General features: G+C 69.8%; 1 protein-coding gene and 1 pseudogene. Both read left to right on the forward strand.

The features are described 5' to 3' along the window. Positions 1–889: 889 nt before the first annotated feature. The gene (gene mqnC / locus VGR06_RS34090; protein ID WP_327563310.1) at positions 890–2,077 is read left to right on the forward strand and encodes a cyclic dehypoxanthinyl futalosine synthase; all 1,188 of its coding nucleotides are present in this window, start codon (positions 890–892) and stop codon (positions 2,075–2,077) included. Between the two features lie 54 nt (positions 2,078–2,131). Next, positions 2,132–2,431, forward strand: a pseudogene (locus tag VGR06_RS34095) (hypothetical protein); the annotation flags it as partial.

Genomic DNA, 2,431 nt, shown 5'->3' on the forward strand with positions numbered 1-2,431 from the left:
GACGCGACGCGGTGCCGCACCCCTCCACCACAGTCCGCTGACAACGTTGTCTTCCGTCGCCGTACGGCCGGCTGCCAGCGTGATTGCTCCGCAATCCGCGGTCCCAGCGCGGTATGCGGGTCATTGCGGAGTCACAGGTGCCGCCGGCGGCACAACGGTTCCGCGATAAGGGCGCCCAGCGGGTTGGGGACGCGATTGCGGAGCGGAAGGTGCCAGCGGCGACGGCATAGCGGCTCCGCAATCGGCGGTCCAAGCGCGTGCGTAGCACGCCCCACCCGAACCCGCGAAGCGAGCCCGCGCCAACCACGCTGAGCGGCCTCGCCCGTAACCCCGCCGAGCCCCGCCCGTAACCCCGCCGAGCCCCGCCCGCAAACCCCGCCGAGCCCACCCGGACCCGGACCCGCGCCGGGCGAGCCCACCCGGATTCGATCGACACGACGCGGTGCCGCACCCCTCCACCACAGTCCGCTGACAACGTTGTCTTCCGTCGCCGTACGGCCGGCTGCCAGCGTGATTGCTCCGCAATCCGCGGTCCCGGCGCGGTATGCGGGTCATTGCGGAGTCACAGGTGCCGCCGGCGGCACAACGGTTCCGCGATAAGGGGCGCCCAGCGGGTTGGGGACGCGATTGCGGAGCGGAAGGTGCCAGCGGCGGCACAACGGCTCCGCGGCCATCGCCCCGGGCGGGCGGCTGCCGACATGATCGCGGCATCCGCCCAACCGCGCACCCACGCCGCCCCCGACAACGTTGTCCCACCAGGACGGCAAGCGCCTAGCCATCCCCCGCGCTGACCGGCGCCAAACGGGTGCCGGTGCAAACCAGGGAGATGCCGGTCCGGGACGCCGGCGCCAAACGAACGGGTGCCGGTCAGCGAGATACCCTGGCGACGGTGCCGTTTGACCGGGAGGCCGACATCGTGCCCGACCTGCAGACCGTCCTCGACCGGGCCGCCGACGGCCAGCGGATCAGCCCACAAGAGGCGCTCGCCGTCTACACCGATGCGCCCCTGCATGCCCTCGGCAGGGCGGCTGACTTCGCGCGGCGGCGGCTGTTCGGCGACATGGCCGATGTCGCGACCTATCTCATTGACCGCAACATCAACTACACCAACGTCTGCGTGACGGCCTGCCGGTTCTGCGCCTTCTACCGCCCGCCCAATCACGACGAGGGCTGGGTTCGTGACCTCGACGACATCCTGCGCCGGTGCGGCGAGGCGGTCGAGCTGGGTGCGACCCAGATCATGTTGCAAGGTGGTCACCACCCCGAGTTCGGCATCGAGTGGTACGAACGTACGTTCGCGGCGATCAAGGGTGCTTATCCACAGCTCGCGTTGCACTCGTTGGGCGGTTCGGAGGTCGTGCACATCGCCAGGGTGTCCGGCCTGACGTTCCAGCAGGTCATCCAACGCCTGCACGCGGCCGGCCTCGATTCCTTCGCCGGCGCTGGTGCGGAGATCCTCGTTCGCCGGGCGCGCAGCGCGATCGCGCCGCTCAAGGAGTCCGGCGAGACCTGGCTGGAGGTGATGGAGACCGCGCACCGGGCTGGGGTCGAGTCGACCGCCACGTTCATGATGGGCACCGGCGAGAGCGCGGCGGAGCGCATCGAGCACCTGCGCATGGTGCGCGACGTGCAGGACCGCACCGGCGGCTTCCGGGCGTTTATCCCCTGGACCTACCAGCCCGAGAACAACCACCTGAAGGGTCGCACCCAGGCGACGACCCTCGAATACCTCAGCCTTGTCGCGGTCGCGCGGTTGTTCCTGCACAACGTCCGCCACATCCAGGGCTCGTGGCTCACCGTCGGCAAGGATGTCGGTCAGCTCACTCTCCACTACGGGGCCGACGACCTGGGCTCGGTGATGCTCGAGGAGAACGTCGTCTCCTCAGCGGGAGCGCGACACCGGTCCAACCGCCTCGAGCTGATCCGGCTCATCCGCGCGGCTGGGCGCGTTCCCGCCCAGCGCGACACCCTCTACAACCACATCCGGGTCCACCGCACGCCCGCTGACGACCCGGTAGATGACCGGGTGGTGTCCCATTTCTCGTCGACAGCACTCCCGCTGGTCGAGGTCAGCTGAGGTCACGATGGCTGCTGGCGTGGGCCGCCGGCCCGTCGAACCGGCATGAGCGGCGTGAGCGGCATGAGCGGCATGAGCGGCATAGGCATGCAGCCGCAGCTCGGCAGTCTCACCCCGCTGATCGCGGGTGACCCGGCGCGGGTGGGTCGCTACGAGTTGATCGGCCGGCTCGGTGTCGGCGGTATGGGCACGGTTTACCTCGGTCGTAACGACGACCGAGTCGTGGCCGTGAAGGTTATCCGGCCCGAGCTGGCTCTCGACTCGTCGTTCCGGGCACGTTTTAGAGACGAGGCCCGGGTGGCCCGCGGTGTGGCGGCGTTCTGCACGGCTCAGGTCCTCGACGCCGACCCCGAC

Origin of the sequence: Actinophytocola sp. (assembly GCF_036002505.1) — a bacterium.
In the GTDB taxonomy this organism is placed as follows: Bacteria; Actinomycetota; Actinomycetes; order Mycobacteriales; family Pseudonocardiaceae; genus DASYTH01.